This window comes from Methylotenera sp. 1P/1 (assembly GCF_000384355.1).
In the GTDB taxonomy this organism is placed as follows: domain Bacteria; phylum Pseudomonadota; class Gammaproteobacteria; order Burkholderiales; family Methylophilaceae; genus Methylophilus.
This window is the reverse complement of sequence record NZ_ARWC01000001.1, coordinates 956,878-974,888: the sequence shown is the minus strand read 5'-3', so window position 1 is coordinate 974,888 and position 18,011 is coordinate 956,878. Positions and strand designations below refer to the sequence as shown.

The 18,011-nt window shown below is 46.4% G+C and carries 13 protein-coding genes and 1 pseudogene; 4 read left to right on the top strand and 10 right to left on the bottom strand.

The features are described 5' to 3' along the window. Positions 1–154: 154 nt before the first annotated feature. Positions 155–2,044: pseudogene (locus tag A3Q3_RS0104640) on the bottom strand (TonB-dependent receptor plug domain-containing protein); the annotation flags it as partial. A gap of 174 nt (positions 2,045–2,218) precedes the next feature. On the opposite strand from A3Q3_RS0104640, the gene A3Q3_RS14130 reads away from it, so the two are divergent. The 4 genes from A3Q3_RS14130 to A3Q3_RS0104620 all read left to right on the top strand — a co-directional run bounded on the left by A3Q3_RS14130 (position 2,219) and on the right by A3Q3_RS0104620 (position 6,811). Next, positions 2,219–3,175 carry a hypothetical protein gene (locus A3Q3_RS14130; RefSeq protein ID WP_157355046.1) on the top strand — a complete coding sequence of 319 codons (957 nt, stop codon included), beginning with the start codon at positions 2,219–2,221 and terminating at the stop codon, positions 3,173–3,175. Then, positions 3,159–4,850: a single-stranded-DNA-specific exonuclease RecJ gene (recJ, locus tag A3Q3_RS0104630; protein WP_020182405.1), complete on the top strand. Its 1,692-nt coding sequence runs from the start codon at positions 3,159–3,161 to the stop codon at positions 4,848–4,850. Before A3Q3_RS14130 ends, recJ begins: the two co-directional genes overlap by 17 nt. A gap of 82 nt (positions 4,851–4,932) precedes the next feature. Beyond that, positions 4,933–6,090, top strand: a complete 1,158-nt coding sequence (gene rluB / locus A3Q3_RS0104625) for a 23S rRNA pseudouridine(2605) synthase RluB (protein WP_020182404.1) — start codon at positions 4,933–4,935, stop codon at positions 6,088–6,090. Between the two features lie 73 nt (positions 6,091–6,163). Continuing rightward, on the top strand, positions 6,164–6,811 hold the full coding sequence (locus A3Q3_RS0104620; protein ID WP_020182403.1) for a hypothetical protein: 648 nt from the start codon (positions 6,164–6,166) through the stop codon (positions 6,809–6,811). Here A3Q3_RS0104620 and prmB read toward each other — a convergent pair. The 9 genes from prmB to xseA all read right to left on the bottom strand — a co-directional run bounded on the left by prmB (position 6,794) and on the right by xseA (position 17,968). Next, positions 6,794–7,714, bottom strand: a complete 921-nt coding sequence (prmB, locus tag A3Q3_RS0104615) for a 50S ribosomal protein L3 N(5)-glutamine methyltransferase (protein WP_020182402.1) — start codon at positions 7,712–7,714, stop codon at positions 6,794–6,796. The two genes, A3Q3_RS0104620 and prmB, sit on opposite strands and share 18 nt — an antisense overlap. Beyond that, positions 7,711–8,850: a succinyl-diaminopimelate desuccinylase gene (gene dapE / locus A3Q3_RS0104610; protein WP_020182401.1), complete on the bottom strand. Its 1,140-nt coding sequence runs from the start codon at positions 8,848–8,850 to the stop codon at positions 7,711–7,713. Before dapE ends, prmB begins: the two co-directional genes overlap by 4 nt. A 40-nt stretch (positions 8,851–8,890) precedes the next feature. Next, a complete protein-coding gene (locus A3Q3_RS0104605) occupies positions 8,891–9,241 on the bottom strand; it encodes an ArsC family reductase (protein WP_020182400.1) in 351 nt (116 codons plus the stop codon). Between the two features lie 62 nt (positions 9,242–9,303). Continuing rightward, entirely contained in the window at positions 9,304–11,427 is a 2,124-nt protein-coding gene (locus A3Q3_RS0104600) for an EAL domain-containing protein (protein WP_020182399.1), read from the bottom strand. A 390-nt stretch (positions 11,428–11,817) separates the two neighbouring features. Beyond that, on the bottom strand, positions 11,818–12,645 hold the full coding sequence (gene dapD / locus A3Q3_RS0104590; RefSeq protein ID WP_020182398.1) for a 2,3,4,5-tetrahydropyridine-2,6-dicarboxylate N-succinyltransferase: 828 nt from the start codon (positions 12,643–12,645) through the stop codon (positions 11,818–11,820). A 239-nt stretch (positions 12,646–12,884) separates the two neighbouring features. Then, positions 12,885–13,700 carry a M48 family metallopeptidase gene (locus A3Q3_RS0104585; protein ID WP_020182397.1) on the bottom strand — a complete coding sequence of 272 codons (816 nt, stop codon included), beginning with the start codon at positions 13,698–13,700 and terminating at the stop codon, positions 12,885–12,887. 100 nt (positions 13,701–13,800) lie between these two features. Continuing rightward, positions 13,801–15,684, bottom strand: coding sequence for a potassium transporter Kup (locus tag A3Q3_RS0104580; protein WP_020182396.1), 1,884 nt, complete (start codon positions 15,682–15,684; stop codon positions 13,801–13,803). A 153-nt stretch (positions 15,685–15,837) separates the two neighbouring features. Beyond that, complete coding sequence (locus A3Q3_RS13640; protein ID WP_020182395.1) at positions 15,838–16,662, bottom strand: phytanoyl-CoA dioxygenase family protein; 825 nt, start codon at positions 16,660–16,662, stop codon at positions 15,838–15,840. 91 nt (positions 16,663–16,753) lie between these two features. After that, positions 16,754–17,968, bottom strand: coding sequence for an exodeoxyribonuclease VII large subunit (gene xseA / locus A3Q3_RS0104570; protein WP_020182394.1), 1,215 nt, complete (start codon positions 17,966–17,968; stop codon positions 16,754–16,756). Positions 17,969–18,011 lie beyond the last annotated feature (43 nt).

The following is an 18,011-nucleotide window of genomic DNA, read 5'->3' as shown; positions in this document are numbered from 1 at the left end:
CAGTTTCACAGGCTTAAAAATCCAATCTCACATTGACGAAAGCGCGCCGGCGCAAGGTGTTGTAATCCGCAAACTCTTTTTCATGGCGATCCGTTAAGTTTTGGATGTTAAGCGAGACCTCTCCATCGCGTGCGGCCAGCTTAAAGCGCTTGGCAACGCGTGCATCAAAACGATGATTGCTGTCGACAGGATTGCCATCGCCTAAAGCCCTGACCGGTGAATTGTAATAACCGGCAAAACTTGCATCCCAATCTGCGCCAAAATGGTGTGAAAGTAAGAAGCTGGAAATGTCTCTAGGGGTGGCGTCGATCAAATCATTCACTTCATTGGATTTGACGTTGTTAGGTAAATTTTTGATATGCGCATAATTGATCATTAATTTGGTGTTTTCGCCCAAGGCCAGGTTGATTTGCGTTTCGAAGCCACGCATATCTAGTGAGCCCATATTGCGGAATGTACCGACATCCATTGTTCTACCTTGATCATCTGTGATTAAAACTGTACCTGCAGGCGCTACGAAGCTGTTGTTGTCAAATTCGGTAATGTAGTTACTGATGGTGTCATGAAAAAAGCGGGCATCAACCGAAACGCTGTCCCATTTGGCAACATAACCGATTTCACGTGATTGAATTTTTTCTGGTTTTAAATTACCTTCATCAAAGTAACGTTGATATAAAACTTTCACCGGAAATATCGTTGTCCCTAGCACGCTACCTCTAAACTTTTCTTCCAAATAGCTAGGGGTGCGGAATGCTTCCGAATAGCCGAGGCGCACTGTTTGCTGAGGTGTCAAATGGATGTTCATGCTAGCTCTGGGAGAGAAGTCTTTATTGGTGAAGTCATTGTCTTCAATCATGAAGCCGCCATTGAGCGTCAATTTAGGGTGTATATCGTATTGCGCTTGTGCAAACAGTCTATTTAAATCAAAGTTTTGTGTGTTATCGCTCCCAATCCAAAAAGGTGAATATAAACGGTCGCGCCGGACACTCGCCCCAATGGCGTATTTAAAGTTTTCGCTGATATTGGCCGAGAACTGCGTTTCGATGTCGTAGCGGTCAAAGTGGTAAGGATTGCGAAAGGTTTGTAAACTGGGCGAAAATGGGAGCGGTAAGCTTGCTGTTGTCACCACATCATCACTATTGTCTCTGGTATGAAATGCCTGTATGTAAAAATCGTAATTGGGCGAGAGGTGCATATTCCATTTGATCAGCTCAAAATGATTGCTGATGTCATGCGTTCTTGGCAAAAAAAGCAATGCAAGTGGATTATCATTGCCTTCTTCGCGTTTGCCTTGTGCATAGCCTAGTTGGAAATCAATATCATGCTTGTCGGAAATTTTGAGGTTGGCACGCCCATTCAACAGATTGGTACGTTTGTAGTCGGAGCGATTGCTCAAGCCATCGTCTTCGCGGTAGCCTGTACTGACTTGGTAGCTGAGATCGCTGACTTTTCCAGAATGATGATAGAACGCCTCATTGCGGCCATTGCCATGATTAACGGATACACGATTGCCGTTAGCGCCGGTGGGTGATTGCGTAATGATATTAATGGTGCCTAAAAATGCATTGGCGCCGTAACTGGCGGCATTGGGGCCGCGTGTAATTTCAATGCGTTCGATATCATTGATGGTGATGGGAATCTCGCTCCATTGCACACCACCATATAGTGGTTGATAAATAGAGCGGCCATCAATCATGACTTGCATGCTTCTTGAATAAGCATCGGTCAGCCCGTGGTAGCTCACCACATGGTTGGTGTTTTGAATAAAACCAGCATTGGTGCCTACATAAAAGCCAGGCACCAATCTAAAAATCTCAGGTAAATCAATAATGCCAGCTGCACGTATGGTTTCGCGATCAATGATAGTAGAGGCAGACGGGGCATCCGAAGCGGATTGGCGTAATCGCGCAATCGTCAGCACTTGTGGTACATCACCCAAATAGTCGTCTTCAGGCAAATAGGCAAGTTGAGTGGCATCATCCGCAAACGCGTTGACGCTGCCCAACAATAGTAAACACAAACTCAGCAATAGGTGTGGTTTCATCGGCTTATTCTCACGAGTGATGACACTAGAACGTGATTGACAGGTTAAGCATGAAAAAACTGTATGGTGCTTAGATAAATAGTCAATCTTCTCAGGCGGTTGCATTATACAATACTGCTTGCTTGTGCGAGTCGTCTTGCCAGCCATATTTTCTATACTGAATACTTAATAATCATGAACTTATCTATCTATCAGATAGGATACTTGGGAAGCCAAGCAAAAGATACTCCCCATTCGGGTAAAAGCAAAATTTTAACGCTCGGTCATGCCCGGTTTTTAGAGCAAGTGACCGATACGTTGTGGCTACAGCAACTGGGGATAGGCGTGCAAAACGAATGGCCCTTGGCGCGTTGGTTATGGACGGCAGAATCAGCCGAAAATGATACGTTAAGTGCAGACCAAGACAGCTTGCTATCAGGCAGCTTATTATTAGTACAGCCTGTGTATTTGTCTTTGCAACGTGATTCATTTGCGCTCGAGGGCTTGGTTAAACTTAGCGCTGGTGAGTACAACACGCTTACTGATTTGCTGAATCAGTTTTTTGCAGAAGAACAGTTACAGTTTTTACCAAGCCACACACAGCAGTATTGGTTTTTAAAAACACCGCATGTTTGGCAACTGCAGACACATTTTGCACAAGCGGCCTTACAACGCAATATTCAACGCTATATGCCAACAGGCCCCGATGCACAGCGTTTGCGGCAAATCATGAATCAGGTGCAAATGCTGATGCATGAGCATCCAATCAATCAGCAGCGCGCGCAACATGGGTTGGCGGAAGTCAATAGTGTTTGGTTTTCCGGTGTTAGTGCAGACACATTGCCACCTACATCGCCTGATATTAAATTGGTAAAGTCGCCTGTTACTCTGCAATCTTCGATCAAAGATATCAACGAGGTATTACAACAAGGTGTGCAATCGGCATGTATGTTGGTAGAGGATGATTCAATAGTGGATTGGGACACTATTTACGACAATGTACGTTTTAAAAAAATACAGCGATTAGATTGCTATTGGCCAGTAGCACAAGGCACGTTGCAGGTCACACTTACATCATCCGATCGCTGGAAGCTCTGGCGTAAGCCTCGCACCATCGCATCACTGGTAGCGCATTATGTCCAAACTCATTAAAACACGGCACTACTCAACTGAAAACGCACAAATGCTGGTGGATGCAGGCGTGCATCCGCTATTAGCCAAGTTATTGGCGGCAAGAGGTGTGGATTCGCAAGTGTCTATGGAAAGTACGCTCAAGCATTTGATTCCACCGCATTTACTCATGCAAAACACGGCCATGGCTAAATGTTTAGCCGAGTTAATTGCGCAGCAACGCAAAATATTAGTGGTGGGCGATTATGATGCAGATGGTGCAACAGCCACTGCGGTTGCGGTGAAAGGCTTGCGTGGCATGGGCGCCCAAGTAGATTTTTTGGTGCCGAATCGTTTTGAATATGGCTACGGACTCACGCCGGAAATTGTGCAACTAGCCCATCAATCTAAGCCAGATGCAATCTTAACGGTGGACAATGGCATTGCCAGTATAGAGGGTGTGGCGCACGCCAATGCGTTGGGGATACAAGTGTTGGTCACAGACCATCACTTGCCAGCAGAAGCTACTCCGCAGGCGACTTGTATTGTGAATCCCAATCAGCGTGGCTGCACATTTCCCAGCAAGCATTTGGCAGGTGTGGGCGTGATGTTTTACGTATTATTGGCGTTACGTGCAGAACTGATTGCGCAAGACCGCATGGACGCTGCACAGCCATATCCATTAGCCGAATTGTTAGACTTAGTGGCGCTGGGTACAGTGGCAGATTTAGTCAAACTGGACCGCAATAATCGTATTTTGGTCGAGCAGGGGCTACGTCGTATTCGGGCGGGTGCCTGTTGCCCGGGTATTCTTGCGATTTTGCAGTGTGCCGGGCGCGATATGCATAAAGTCACCGCGCAAGATCTAGGTTTTTATGTGGGGCCAAGATTAAATGCAGCGGGGCGACTAGATGACATGGCACTTGGCATTCGTTGTTTGTTGGCTGATAACATACAAGCAGCCATGCCTGATGCACAACAATTGCAAGCGCTCAATGTGGAGCGACGTCAAATCGAGGCGGGGATGCAGCAGGAAGCCTTGGCGGATTTGGAAGAGGTCACAGTCGCAGATAGGTTTACCCTTAGCATTTATCAGCCAGAATGGCACCAGGGCGTCATCGGTATTTTGGCGTCACGTATTAAAGAGCAATATCATCGACCAGTGATTGCGTTTGCATCCGCAGGCGAGGGCTTGTTAAAAGGCTCCGGACGATCAATCCCGGGATTGCATTTACGTGATGCATTGGATTATGTGACTAAGCAGCATTCGACATTGATTATTAAGTTTGGTGGACATGCCATGGCCGCAGGGCTAACCATACGTGACACTGATTTTTTCACATTTCAGCAGGCATTTGAGACTGCCGTGCGCACGTATATCACGGTGGAGGATTTACAAGAAGCCATTGAAACGGATGGCGCACTAACGCCAGATGAGATGACCTTGGAAACAGCATTGTTATTAGAGAAACAGGTTTGGGGGCAAGGGTTTCCACCACCGATGTTTTATGACCAATTTCGTGTGGTCAGTCAGCGTATCTTGGGCGAAAAGCACTTGAAGCTACAATTGCAGAAAGGCCAGTCGCGTTACGATGCGATTTACTTTAATCAGGCTGAATTATTGCCTGAGCAAGTGCATGCGGTCTATCAATTACAGATCAATGACTATAAGGGGCAACAGCAAGTGCAACTGCAACTAAAGTACGCACATGCTTAAGTGTTTGGTCCTAAACTAGAAATAATCATAAGAATCAAGCTCATCTGCGGTAAAATAGCACGATTCAAAATAGAGTTCTCTTATGGCACGCCCTTTTAAACAGCAACGTGATACTACCCGAAAAGCCCCGCAAGCCGCCCCAGTGGAGGTGGATGCCGATGGTGTAGCGCTGCCGCAACATACACAACGGTTACATAAGCTGTTGGCATTGGCAGGCTTGGGTTCTCGCCGTGATATGGAAGAGCTGATTGCCAATGGTCGTGTGACGATCAATGGGCAAACTGCGCAAGTGGGTGCAGGGGTGACTGCGCATGATATGGTGCGTGTAGATGGCCGTCCATTGCGACTACCATTTGAAGCGGAATTGCCTCAAGTATTGATTTACCACAAGCCGGAAGGCGAGATTGTGAGTCAGGATGATCCGGAAGGCCGTGCCACCGTATTTGATAAGTTGCCACGGATTAAGCAAGGTAAGTGGATTGCCATTGGCCGCTTGGATATCAATACCAGCGGCTTGTTGATTTTTACTAACTCAGGCGAGTTGGCCAACCGTTTTATGCATCCACGTTATGAAGTGGAGCGCGAATACGCGGTACGCGTGTTTGGTGAGCTGACGGAAGAGCAAATGGCCATGCTGACCCAAGGCATTGAGTTAGAAGACGGCCCTGCCAGTTTTGATCGTATCATTGCACAAGGGGGCGAGGGCGCTAACCATTGGTATCAAGTGATTATCCGTGAGGGCCGTAATCGTGAGGTGCGTCGCCTATTCGAGGCGTTTCAGTTACCAGTCAGCCGTTTAATGCGTGTACGCTTTGGCCCAGTAAATTTACCTCCGCGCGTGAAGCGTGGCAGCATGTTAAAGCTGGAACAAAAGCAAGTGGTGGAGTTATTAGAGTGGGCAGGTTTACCTGTGCCTAAGGCGCCACTTAAACAGCTGACGCAGCGTGAGAAAGACAAAGCGACTACAGTGTTTGTGCCTAAAGTACGTAAGCAGCGCGGCAGTGTATTGAACCGTGTACCACGCGAGTTAGATGCAGAAGGCTCAGCGCGACCCAATACAACCCGATCTGGTGCAGCACGTGAAGGCGCTAAATTCGGCAGTAAAGAGTCATCAGATCGTACATCAAATGGTCGAGACAATGCTGCTAGAAAACCTAGCGCTAAAAAACCAGTCAATCGCCGTATTCGACAGTCGACCGATTTGGCGCCGACTAAGAGACAAACAAAAAAGACCTCTTAATCGTGCAGGCAACATATTCTTAACTTAACGTCTGATGACCCGGATAAAATGCATCATTGTATTGATATGTTGTATGCCGACGCTGGTATGGGCTGGGCGTCCTTTCTTTACTGATGATGCAGGCCTGACGACTGCGGGTAAATGTCAAGTGGAGAGCTGGGTGCAAGTCAACCAAAGCGATACCAAAGATATGTGGACTGTGCCTGCCTGTAATCCTTCTGGCAACTTCGAACTCAGCTTAGGGCTTAATTATTTTCAGGTAAGCCAGCAAGAAGATGTAAAGAGTTACCTATTGCAGGGAAAAACATTGTTTAGAGAATTAGAAGCTAACAGTTGGGGGCTAGGATTTGCTGCAGGAGTTATACGCTCGGGGCAGCAATCAGAGGGTACAGATTTCGCCTATTTTCCATTGAGTATATCAGCCTTAGATAGTGACTTGATGCTGCATTTGAATGTGGGCTGGTTAAGAGACCGTACACTTTCAGCTAATCGTAGTACTTGGGGGGTGGGTGCAGAGTATGCGTTATTGCCAAAGGCGGCTTTGTTTTTAGAAGCATTTGGAGATGATGCGCAAAAGCCATTATGGCATTCTGGTTTGAATGTTGCCCTGTTACCTGAACGTATATATCTCAATTTAACCTACGGTCGTAATCTTGCTTTTGCAGATGACAACCGATTTTATTCAATTGGCTTGAATTTTTATTCAATTCCTTGGCGGTAAAGTTTCAATCAGTTCCTCTTTGGTTATCAGAAAAACAAACTGATTGCCGGATGCGACCTCTAGCCAAGTAAATGGCAAGTTAGGATACGCGTCTAGCAAGGCCTCACGGTTATGCCCAATTTCCACCACCAAAATCCCATCATCGTTCAAATACTGCGCGGCCTCACGTAATAGCGTGTGCGTGTGATCCAATCCGGCAGTGCCGCTTCCTAATGCAAGTTGCGGCTCATTGCGATACTCCGCTGGCAATTCCGCCATGCTAGGCGCATCCACATAAGGCGGGTTGCTAATAATCACATTGTAAGTCTTGCCAGTCAGTGCGCCAAACATGTCGGATTGAATCGCATGCACTTGCTGCTGCAAGCCATAGTTAGCAATATTAATATTGGCCACTGCAATCGCATCCGGTGAAATATCTACTACATCCACCTGTGCATTCGGGAAAGTGTCAGCAAGTAAAATACCTAAACAGCCGCTGCCTGTACAAATATCGGCAACGGATTCCACCATCTCTGGAAACTCAATCCAAGGCTGAAAGCCATCCTCTAGCAATTCGGCAATAAAAGAGCGCGGTACAATCACACGCTCATCGACGTAGAATTTAAAGCCGCGTAACCAAGCCTCCCGTACCAAGTAAGCGGTAGGCACACGTTTGGTAATGCGCTGCTCAAGCAAATGATGCAATTGCTTGCGTTCAGGTTCTGTCAACTTTGCATCCAAAAAGTTATCCAGTGTGTCATGTGGCAAATGCAATGCGCTCATGATTAACCATACTGCTTCGTCATAACTATTATCAGTACCATGACCAAAGAAAATATCTGACTGCTCAAACTGGCTGACGGTGTAACGTAGCCAATCGCGAATAGTGATTAACGATTGCGTAATACTGGGGGAGGCATTCATTTAAGTAAGGTCTTCATGGTGAGTTTGTAAGTTTCTTTGAGCGGCTCAATATCGGCCACGCCCACACACTCGTTGAGCTTGTGGATAGTAGCGTTGAGTGGGCCAAATTCAATCACTTGTTTGCAAATGTCTGCAATAAAGCGGCCATCTGAGGTGCCGCCAGTGGTGGAAAGCTCAGGTGTCACTTGGTAGGCTTGTTGAATGGCTTCGGTAATGGCTTCTACCAAATTGCCACGCGGCGTAATGTAGCTAGGGGAGTGTTCCCATTCCAAATCATATTCCAGTTGGTGTTTATCCAAAATGGCGAGTACGCGCTCTTTTAAATTGGCTTCTGTGCTGCCAGCATTGTTTACTAGAGCGCAATATCTAAAATTGAACAATATTTCAACTTCGCCGGGCACGACATTGGTAGCGCCAGTGCCGCCGTTCATATTGCTGATTTGCCAGCTAGTGGGCGGGAAATATTCATTGCCGTGATCCCACACGGTATCTACCATGTCTTTAATGGCAGGGGCCACCAAATGGATAGGGTTTTTGACCAAGTGCGGGTAGGCAATATGGCCTTGTATGCCCTTTACAGTCAGCTTGCCTGAGAGTGAGCCGCGGCGGCCATTTTTAATCATGTCGCCCACCACTTTGTTGCTAGTGGGTTCGCCCACGATGCAGTAATCGAAGTGCTCGCCACGCGCTTTTAAGGCTTCTACTACTTTTACCGTACCATCTACCGCTACGCCTTCTTCATCCGAGGTAATGAGCAAGCCGATTGAGCCTGCGTGGTTTGGATTTTCAGCAATAAACTCTTCGATGCTGGTGATAAACGCAGCTAGCGAGGTTTTCATATCGGCGGCGCCGCGTGCATAGAGCATACCGTCTTTTATTGTTGGTACAAACGGTGGTGTGTGCCATTTATCCAGAGGGCCGGTCGGCACCACATCGGTATGTCCTGCAAACACAATCAGTGGCGCTGTTGTGCCACGACGTGCATAGAAGTTATCCACATTGCCAAAGCGCATGCGCTCAATCTTAAAGCCCAAGGGCGCAAGGCGTGAAATCATTAACTCCTGACAGCCTGCATCTTCCGGTGTGTTGGATTGGCGCTGAAGTAAGTCAATCGCAAGGTCTAGCGTGTTTGACATGGTGAAGTCTTTCTTATGGACGGTGTGCTATTGGACTATTTTACTGTTTGAATAGCGCACTGTATTCGGTTTCTGAAAATCCTAAAGCAATAATTTTACTGTCTTTTTCTAAAATCGGGCGTTTAATCACAGAAGTTTTTGCGGACATCAATGCAATTGCGCTGGCGTTGTCTACAATACTTTGCTTGGTTGTATCGTCTAACCCACGCCAGGTGAGGCCAGCACGGTTAATCAGTTTGGAATCTGGTAGTTGGTCTAGCCAAGCTTGGAGCTTTTGTGGTGAAATGCCTTGTTTTTTAAAGTCGTGAAATTCATAGGCGATGTGGTGGGTATCTAACCAGTCACGTGCTTTTTTAACGGTGTTGCAATTGGGTATGCCGTAAAGTTTCATCCCCACTCCCTAAAATCTAAAACGCTATTTTATCAGGGAGTTTGCTATGGATGCGGAAATGCTTAGGTATCTTCGGGGTAGGCTTCTTGAGGTAAGTAGTCGTTAATCGAATACTCACCCACTTCGCTGAAACGATGATTGAGCGTGTGGTAGATCGTAAACAGTTGCGCGGTCGGCACCGGTTTGGAAAAGAAATAACCTTGCATCTGATCGCAACCCGTTGTGGTAAGCGCTTGGCGTTGTTCGTCAGTTTCCACACCTTCAGCCACCACCGTTAAATTAAGCGCGTGGGCTAATTTGACCACCGCATCTACAATGGCAAGCGCAGAGCTATATTTGGCCACACCAGAAGTAAATGATTTGTCTAATTTCACTTCGCTGACTTCTAGATTCTGCAAGTAAGTCAGGCTGAATGGATGTAAGCCAAAGTCATCAATGGACACTTTGAGGTGTGCAAATTTGAATTTAGAGAGCAATTTTTTAAACTGATTCTGGTTATGAATCGCGTGCGTTTCAGAGATCTCGAAAATAAGGCTTTGCGGAGGCACTTGATATTGTTCCATGACCTTTTTAATGTCATCTACCAAGTACGCATTACGAAACTGCTGGCGCGATAAATTGACGGATAAGCTCAAGGCAATACCGTGCTCACGTGCATCTGCAATGGTTTTACACGCCTGCATCAACACCCAGTTGTTAATCTTGTCAATAAAGCCAAAGCGTTCTGCGGCCTCGATAAAGTAAATAGGCGTGAGCAAGCCTTTGGTCGGGTGGTTCCAGCGCAGCAATGCTTCCGCACCAGCTGGCGCTTGTGTTTTAGCGATGACTTTAGGTTGAAAGTGCAGTGTGAATTGATCTTTTTCAATCGCATCCAATAGCTCTTTTCTGATTTTTTGCATTTCATCAGAAGCTTGTTCGATTTCAGCATCGTAGAATCTAAATTGATTACGGCCATTTTCTTTGGCTTTGTACATGGCGGCATCAGCGCTTACTTTCAGCTTTTCCAAATTGCCATCGCGCGGATAGATGGCAACGCCTACTGAGCAAGAAATTTCAATTAAATGGCCTTCGATAAAGAATGGCTCTTTGACTGCATCAATCATGCGTTGCACTACTGCTACGATGCTTTCATGTGCATCAATCTCGCCCAGGATAGCAACAAATTCGTCGCCGCCTGCACGTGCAATGTAATCGCAATTGCGAATAGAAGAGTTAAAGCGTTCGGCAACTTCAATCAGCAATAAATCGCCCACGTGGTGGCCAAATGAGTCGTTCACCGGCTTAAAGTGATCCAAGTCGATATACGCCAGTGCCATGCTGTCATTGAGACGATCACAACGGTTAGCGGCTAGTTGCAAGTGCTGATTCAACGCATTGCGGTTAGGCAGCTTTGTCAGCGGATCAAACGAATCCAATGTATTGGACGTCGACGTCGTGTTTTTAAAGTTAATACGTTTGGCGATATTGGGGTTCAGGCGATCGTAAAACACCACCACGATAAACGCGGTTAAGAATACAAAAATCAACACCATAGCAAACAGCATGGTAATAAAGCTGGAGTTCAATACAGTGCTATCGGTTGCGTATTCGCCTGTGCTTGCAATGCTGGTATTGAAAGCAAGGTGCGTGGAGAGAATGCCAATAGAGATCAGAATAGAAAAGAATGCGCGCACAGAATAACGATGTGCACCCTCATAGCTTTTAAGCCAGTAAAACGTGATGATGCCTAAGATGCCAACGCCAACCGCAATCGCCACTGCCAACATCGCGGGCAGCAATAAAATCTCGAATTGATTTAGCAGCATGGCTTTGGTAAAGAAAATAAAGATACCAAAACCAGCAATACCAGTTTGCAGGCCAGCAAGAATCAAAGAATAAATGGGTAAAGTATGACGATTGGCTGTATGTAACACAGACACGCCTACCGTACTGGCGCAAATCAGCGCTAACAATAAATACAAATAAGAAAGCTCATGCATGTAGCTGTGGTTGAATGCACGCATATTCATAAAGTGAATGGCGAATAAACCTACGCCAACAAGCGCGGAATACACAGTCAATAATCGTTTGTATTGTCTTGGGCTGGCTTTATATAGAGACGCGACAAAGCCAAACGTGGCAAAGCAAGCCAGGGCACCCGCCATGAGCGAAATCAGCAGTATAGAGCTACTAAATTCTGAAAGCATGTGTTGTCTATATGTTCGGTTTGGATTGAAGTTGCTAGTGATAAGCAATAGACGTGCCAGATTATTTTTTGGTGTGAAATGGTTGGGATAGATGCTTATAAAAACAATGGCTTGAGATTGTTTTTATTGACGCGTAGCGTGATGGGTTTTAACGCTTTTTGATGTGTATTGTGGTTGTTTTTACCGACGAGAATCGAACGGTTTTAACGGTATTGGTACAGCTAAAAATCGAATGGTGGGATTAACTTTTTGTGGGGTGAACGCGCAGTTTTATGTCGGTGGTACTGAGTTTTTCAATAAAATGAAGGCACATAGATACTGTATATCCATGTGCCTCATTTCACTGCAATGTCTGTAATTTAAGCCATTACCTGACAAGTGCGAGCATGCTTAAATGCCGCGGAGCAATTCGTTGATGCCTACTTTTCCTAGCGTTTTCTCATCGACTTTTTTCACGATCACAGCGCAATACAGGCTGTAGCTACCATCTTTAGATGGTAAGTTACCTGAAACGACAACGGAGCCTGCAGGTACACGGCCATAAAATACTTCGCCGGTTTCGCGATCGTAAATTTTGGTGGATTGACCAATGTAAACACCCATTGAAATCACACAGTTGTCTTCAACCACCACACCTTCTACTACTTCTGAGCGTGCGCCTATAAAGCAGTTATCGCCAATGATGGTTGGGCCGGCTTGCACTGGCTCTAATACACCACCAATGCCTACGCCACCAGATAAGTGAACGTTCTTACCGATTTGTGCACATGAACCGACTGTGGCCCATGTGTCTACCATGGTGCCATCACCCACGTAAGCGCCAATGTTGACGTAAGATGGCATCAATACTGCGTTCTTACCGATAAATGAGCCGCGACGGACAATCGCATTGGGTACTACACGGAAACCGCCTGCTTTAAAGTCTTCTTCGGTGTAGTCAGCAAATTTTGGCGGCACTTTATCAAAGTATTTAGTACAACCGCCATCTAGCAATACATTGTCTTCTAAACGGAAAGACAGTAGTACCGCTTTTTTGAGCCATTGATGTGTTTCCCATTGTTGGGTATCACCCACGCGTGAGGCTACACGCAGCTTACCTGCATCCAAATCTGCCAGAATAGTTGCCACTGTGGATTTGATTTCAGCAGAAGCGTTGGTAGGGTTGATATTGGCGCGGTCTTCAAATGCTGCCTCGATAATACTTTGACGTGGATCCATAATGTTCTCTTAATCGATGGTTAGAATAGGGTTGAATTTAGAATAAGGTTAAACGGATGCGCAAAAGTGTCGCGCATCAAAAGGTAGCATTTTAAACTAATTGTCTGTACACCAAAAGTTTAAGTGCAAGCTATCTTTGATGATGCTCATGATTAGGCTGTATGGGTATAGCTTTTAAATGAAAAAAAGCACACCGACAGGCGGTGTGCTTTGAAAGTATTTTTTACAGGTGTAAACGCTTATTTGCCTGCTTTTGCTGCCTCATATAGCGGCCTTACTTTTGGTGCAAGCGCTTTCAAATCGGCAATACGATTAGCGCTAGCCGGGTGCGTACTAAAGAATTCAGGCGGTGCGTCTTTTGATTGCGCACTCATTTTTTGCCATAACGTGACGGCTGCATCAGGGTTATAGCCAGCGCGTGCGGCCAGTTCTAGGCCCATCTTGTCAGCTTCACGTTCTTGCTCACGCCCGTTTGGGAGAGAGAAGAATAATTGCGATCCCATGCCAGCGCCTTGTGCGGCTACGCTACCAGCTGTGCCGCCTACCATGGCGGCCAAAGCCTGTAAGCCAAACTCTTGCACATAAGCTTGCGACATACGTTCGCGCCCATGCTCACGCAACGCGTGGGCAATCTCGTGGCCAATCACGGCGCCTAGTTCGTCATCGGTGGCATTGATTTTTTCAATTAAACCAGACAGCACCATGATTTTTCCACCAGGCATACAGTAGGCATTCAGCTGATCATTTTTTTCTACGTTCACTTCCCACTTCCAGTTCACTGCATCGGGGCGGAACACGCCGACTTGTGCAATCAACCGGTTAGAAATACGACGCACACGATCTACCATGGCTTTATCTGCGTTCAGGGTCTTTTTGCTTTCAGCTTCTTTGAGTGTCTGGGTATAAGCCTGCGCAGACATCGTGTCCACACTGCTTGCCGGGAGCAGCATGAATTGAGAGCGTTTTACCCCGGAAACGCTATCTTTGGTGGTGGTGGCACAAGCGACAAGCGTTAGCAGTAGGGTGGAAATGAGTGTGATGTGCAGCGTTTTCATAAAATCTCCTCAAACATTGTTGTGTTGCATTATTGTGGTGATGGTACTAACGCATCAACTTTATTTTGGTTGAATTTTGGTTGATTCAGCCATTGGGGCTTTAAATTTTTACTTGCGTACCCAGTTCGACCACGCGATTGGGTGGTAGTTTAAATTGGTTAGTAATGGTTTCTGCGGTGCGGAACATGGCGATAAAAATCTTTTTGCGCCAGATCGACATTTCGGTTTTTTCTTTGGCTAATAAAATTTCTTTGCCGATAAAAAAGGAAGTATCCATCGTATCTAATTCTAGTCCATGCTGGCTACAAAGTAGTAAGTCTCTCGGCAAGTCTGGTTCGTCTTTAAAGCCGTAATTCACCAACACGCGATAGAACTGATAGGGCATCGCCTCTACAGTGACACGTTCCTGTGAGTTGGTGTGAGGAAAGTCAGTAAAACGCACGGTCAGAATAACTACTTTTTCGTGCAACACTTTATTGTGTTTGAGATTGTGTAACAGCGCGTGGGGTACGCCTTCCGGGTTAGGCGTCATGAACATGCCGAACCCGCCAACTCTAGTGGGTGGGTGGGCGCCTATGGCATCAATAAAAGGAATCAACTCCATCGATTCGGATTTTAGGCGCGTGTAGAGTAAGCGTCGGCCGGTTTTCCATGTCAGCATGAGTATGAAAATAATAGTGCCGATGATGAGTGGCACCCATCCGCCGTCAGGAATTTTCAGCACATTTGCGCCAAAGAAAGCTAAATCAACGGTTAAAAATAGTGTGACCAGCAAGCCAGTTTTGAGTTTGCTCCAGCCCCAGATTTCATGGAACACGATGGCTGCCAGTAGTGTCGTAATCACCATGTCACCAGTCACGGCAATACCATACGCTGCTGCTAAATCACCAGAGCTACCAAAGCTGATGACCAAGACCATGACCGCAACCATGAGCCCCCAGTTTACGCGCGGCATATAGACTTGGCCTTGCTCGCTGGCAGAGGTGTGAGTGACATGCATGCGTGGTAAATACCCAAGCTGTAAAGCTTGGCGAGAGACTGAAAATGCACCGGTAATCACAGCTTGCGAGGCAATCACGGTAGCAAGCGTGGCCAAAATAATCAGTGGGAACAATGCCCAGTCGGGGGCTAGGTGGTAGAACGGGTTTTGTACGGTAGCGGCATCATGCAGAATCAGTGCGCCTTGTCCAAAGTAGTTAAGTAATAAGGCTGGCAGCACAAAGCCAAACCAAGCAAGCCGAATCGGCAGTCTACCAAAGTGTCCCATGTCTGCGTACAGCGCTTCTGCGCCAGTGACAGCCAGTACCACCGCGCCTAGGGCTACAAAGGCTGTCCAAGGTTGATGCGCAAAAAAGTTGATGGCGTAGATCGGGTTGAGGGCGTTCAGAATGGTGGGGTCGTGTGAGATATTGATTACCCCGAGTACGCCTAGTGTGCCAAACCATAACAGCATGACTGGGCCGAAGAATGCGCCCACCACGGCGGTGCCTTTGCTTTGGGTCCAAAATAAGCCCAGTAGTACGAGTAAGGTAATGGGTACAATCAGTGTATGTAGGCTAGGCGCCGCTACCTCTAAGCCTTCTACCGCAGAAAGTACAGAAATCGCTGGCGTAATCATGCCATCGGCATAAAACATACACGCACCCAAAATGCCTAGCATCATGATTTTGCGTTGCTTGATTGGATTGTGATCGGCGTTGCGGCTGGCCAATGCCAATAACGCCATAATGCCGCCTTCACCGCGGTTGTCCGCACGCATAATGAAGGCCACATATTTAATGGAAACGATGAGAATGAGTGCCCAGGTAATCAGCGAAAGAATGCCGTACACGTTTTCTACTGTGAGTGCGATGGGATGATGCCCGACAGAAAATACTTCTTTCATGGTGTACAGTGGGCTGGTGCCGATATCACCAAAAACAACCCCGAGCGCAGCCATGGATAGTACGTGCAGAGGTTGTTTTGCAACAGATTGGTTTTGCATAGATGGCGAGTACGTAGATACCTAATCTAAAGGCGTATGATAAACATATTGAGAAATAAACACACTAGCGCATTCACTAATTTTACAGTTTTCTTGCTAGCTAGTCTTTCTGAATGCGAAACAAAGTAACTTACAACGTAACCAGGAAGTAACTTAGGCAGCAGTTGGCGCAAAAGCTTTCTTCACTCTTTGGAGTGCCACTCTGACAGGACCTTTCAGTTTTCTGAGCTGATATTCCAACTCAGTGAACATGTTTTTAGCAGGATGGTGGTGTACAAACTCGCCAAATGGCTTACCTTCTTTAGAAACCACAAAATAAGGTTTGGGTACGCCAGGGTCATAGTCTTTCAGTGACATGAACTCAAGCACATAAGCCCAGCGTACATCATCTGCAGTCACATTAGGCAATGTTTTATGTAAGGTGAGCGATGAAAACAACAATACATCGCCAGGTTCAGCTTCAATCATCATCGACTGGTCAACCTCACCTTGGTAGCAAGTATGTTTGCCATCAAATGTATGCGGCAAGCGGCCTTTTAGGTGACTCTCCGGAGAAATCAAAATCGTACCGTTTTGTTCGGTAGATTTGGTGACTGCAATCCAAAACTGGAAATGCTCGCAGGAAAGCTCGTTATAGCCGTTATCTTGATGCCATGGAAATACTGGTGCGCCCGGACCTTTGCCTACAGCTTGATCCCAGCGAATCCAAAAGTCGTTGCCAATCAGATGGCGTAATACATCGACCATTTTTTGCTGAGTGATAAAGTTTTGGATATTTTTGCTTTTGTAGAATAAGTTGCTACGAAACTGCATGGCGCCTTTGGATAAGCCACCTTGGCCTTCAGAAGGCTCAGCCTGTAAAATATATTCCAGTAGCGCAGGCATTTCGTCTTGTGCAAAAAAGTGCTTGAGGACGATAAAGCCTTTGTCTTCAAAATCTGACTTTAACTGTGCGAGATCATTGCTGGAATAATTCATAGTCTGTCATCAAAGTAAAAAAGTTGATAATAATTTTTGAAAACAAATGGTTACATAATTAACCAGTGAAGTAAAGGTACGCGAATAGCCATTAAGGGCTATTTTTCTCATGAATTTTTGCGTGAATGCCGCCATTCGCAAACGTAATGTGAACCAACTGTTGATGGCTTAATTGATGTACATCGGAGACCACTGCGTCATCCGCATCTTTCACAATGGCATAGCCGCGGCTGAGCACTTGATTTGGGTTAAGTAGATGGAGATGCTCAGACAGCGATTGCAGGCGGTGCTGGTGAAACCGAAGCTGTCGGTCACCACCGGCTGCAAGTCGGAGTGATAATTGTCGTAAATGGGCTTGAGATGCCTGTATCTTTTGTGTGGGTGAAATGAGGCGTTTTGCCAGATAATCAAGTCGCTGCGTGTGCGTGTGAATCAGTCTTTCGATACGTTGATACATGGCTTTGGTGATTTGTTTTAAATTGTTTTGTAATGTGACACTATCGACACAAGCTAGCTCAGCCGCTGCTGTGGGCGTTGCTGCACGTAAATCCGCTACAAAATCACAAATAGTAAAGTCCGTTTCGTGCCCCACACCGCTAATGACCGGAATTTGGCTTTGATACACGGCGCGCGCAACGATTTCTTCGTTAAACGACCATAGATCTTCTAAGCTACCGCCACCACGGCACACAATCAATGTATCCACTTCAGCGCGCTGGTTGGCCATATCAATCGCTTCTGCAATGCGTGCTGCTGCACCTTTGCCTTGTACCGGCGTTGGGTAAATAATCACCGGAATATTGGGGTTGCGGCGCTTTAATGTGGTCAGTACATCACGCAGTGCAGCAGCATCAGCAGAAGTCACGATACCAATTGCTTTAGGAAACTGCTGAATCGGCCGCTTTCTCGCGGCATCGAAAAGCCCTTCGGTACTCAATGCTTTTTTCAAGCGCTCGAAAGCTTCAAATAGTGTGCCCAAGCCAGCTTTTTGAATAAATTCTACGGTCAGCTGAAAGTCGCCTCTGGCTTCGTATAGCGTTACTGTGGCGCGCGCTTCGATTTTATCGCCTTCTCTTGGCATAAAATCGACGTAGCTATTGCGGCCTTTAAACATCACACAACGTACTTGCGCGCCTGCATCCTTTAATGAAAAGTACCAGTGGCCGGAAGCGGCACGTGTGAAATTGGAGACTTCACCGGAGACCCAAAACAGCGGAAAACTCATTTCGAGGATTTCGCGCGCGAGACGATTCAATTCACTGACGGTGAGGATTTTTTGTTGCGGAGTGCTGTCAGAAACTGCCATAGGCGTTATTATCCATTACAATTTCGTTTTGTTAAACCGTATT

What these genes read in the sequence shown, in the direction of transcription:
- A3Q3_RS14130 (WP_157355046.1), top strand. Translation starts at nt 2,219, where the DNA reads ATGAACTTATCTATCTATCAGATAGGATACTTGGGAAGCCAAGCAAAA.
- recJ (WP_020182405.1), top strand. Translation starts at nt 3,159, where the DNA reads ATGTCCAAACTCATTAAAACACGGCACTACTCAACTGAAAACGCACAA.
- rluB (WP_020182404.1), top strand. Translation starts at nt 4,933, where the DNA reads ATGGCACGCCCTTTTAAACAGCAACGTGATACTACCCGAAAAGCCCCG.
- A3Q3_RS0104620 (WP_020182403.1), top strand. Translation starts at nt 6,164, where the DNA reads ATGCCGACGCTGGTATGGGCTGGGCGTCCTTTCTTTACTGATGATGCA.
- prmB (WP_020182402.1), bottom strand. Translation starts at nt 7,714, where the DNA reads ATGAATGCCTCCCCCAGTATTACGCAATCGTTAATCACTATTCGCGAT.
- dapE (WP_020182401.1), bottom strand. Translation starts at nt 8,850, where the DNA reads ATGTCAAACACGCTAGACCTTGCGATTGACTTACTTCAGCGCCAATCC.
- A3Q3_RS0104605 (WP_020182400.1), bottom strand. Translation starts at nt 9,241, where the DNA reads ATGAAACTTTACGGCATACCCAATTGCAACACCGTTAAAAAAGCACGT.
- A3Q3_RS0104600 (WP_020182399.1), bottom strand. Translation starts at nt 11,427, where the DNA reads ATGCTTTCAGAATTTAGTAGCTCTATACTGCTGATTTCGCTCATGGCG.
- dapD (WP_020182398.1), bottom strand. Translation starts at nt 12,645, where the DNA reads ATGGATCCACGTCAAAGTATTATCGAGGCAGCATTTGAAGACCGCGCC.
- A3Q3_RS0104585 (WP_020182397.1), bottom strand. Translation starts at nt 13,700, where the DNA reads ATGAAAACGCTGCACATCACACTCATTTCCACCCTACTGCTAACGCTT.
- A3Q3_RS0104580 (WP_020182396.1), bottom strand. Translation starts at nt 15,684, where the DNA reads ATGCAAAACCAATCTGTTGCAAAACAACCTCTGCACGTACTATCCATG.
- A3Q3_RS13640 (WP_020182395.1), bottom strand. Translation starts at nt 16,662, where the DNA reads ATGAATTATTCCAGCAATGATCTCGCACAGTTAAAGTCAGATTTTGAA.
- xseA (WP_020182394.1), bottom strand. Translation starts at nt 17,968, where the DNA reads ATGGCAGTTTCTGACAGCACTCCGCAACAAAAAATCCTCACCGTCAGT.